Source organism: Rhizomonospora bruguierae (assembly GCF_018397995.1).
Taxonomy (GTDB): domain Bacteria; phylum Actinomycetota; class Actinomycetes; order Mycobacteriales; family Micromonosporaceae; genus Rhizomonospora; species Rhizomonospora bruguierae.
On record NZ_BBQH01000008.1, the window covers coordinates 1 to 865 of the forward strand.

The 865-nt window shown below is 69.4% G+C and carries 1 protein-coding gene; it reads right to left on the reverse strand.

What is annotated here, in order from left to right; genetic code table 11:
* Positions 1-865, reverse strand: an 865-nt coding sequence (locus tag KJS59_RS00040) for a ketoacyl-synthetase C-terminal extension domain-containing protein (protein WP_213450097.1), incomplete at both ends; no start/stop codon positions are given.

Sequence of the window (865 nt, forward strand, 5' to 3'; positions counted from 1 at the left end):
GGCAACACCCCGGAAGGTCTTACCACCCAGGATCGCCGCCCGGTGCTCAAACACCGCACGCGTCGTCGCCAACGAATAGGCCAGGTCCGCCGGGTCGGCGTCAACCTCGCGCAGACGGTCCAGCTGCACCTCCACCGCGTCTGGCGTCTTGGCCGACACCAACAACGGCAACGGATACCCGGCCTCGATCACCGGGACGGCCGGCTCGACCGCCGGCGCCTCCTCCAGGATGACGTGCGCGTTCGTGCCGCTGATGCCGAACGAGGAGACGGCGGCGCGCCGCGGCCGGTCCTCGCGGTGCGGCCACGCCTGCTCCTCGGTCAGCAGGGCCACGTCGCCGGCGGACCAGTCCACGTGGCTGCTCGGTGCGTCCACGTGCAGGGTCCGCGGCAGCGTCTCGTGCCCCATCGCGAGCACCATCTTGATGATGCCGGACACGCCCGCCGACGCCTGGGTGTGGCCGATGTTCGACTTGATCGAGCCCAGCCACAGCGGGGACGAGCGATCCTGACCGTAGGTGGCGAGGACGGCCTGCGCCTCGATCGGGTCACCCAACCGGGTACCAGTGCCGTGCGCCTCCACCACATCGACATCCGCAGTGGACAGACCCGCATTCGCCAACGCCTGACGAATCACCCGCTGCTGCGACGGACCATTCGGCGCGGAGAAACCATTCGACGCGCCATCCTGATTGATCGCCGAACCGGCAACGACAGCGAGTACCCGATGGCCATTGCGTCGCGCCGCCGAAAGGCGCTCCAGCACCAGGACGCCCACACCCTCGGACCACGACACCCCGTCCGCCGCCTCTGCGAACGACTTGCACCGCCCGTCCGGAGCCAGACCACGCTGCCCGCTGAAATGC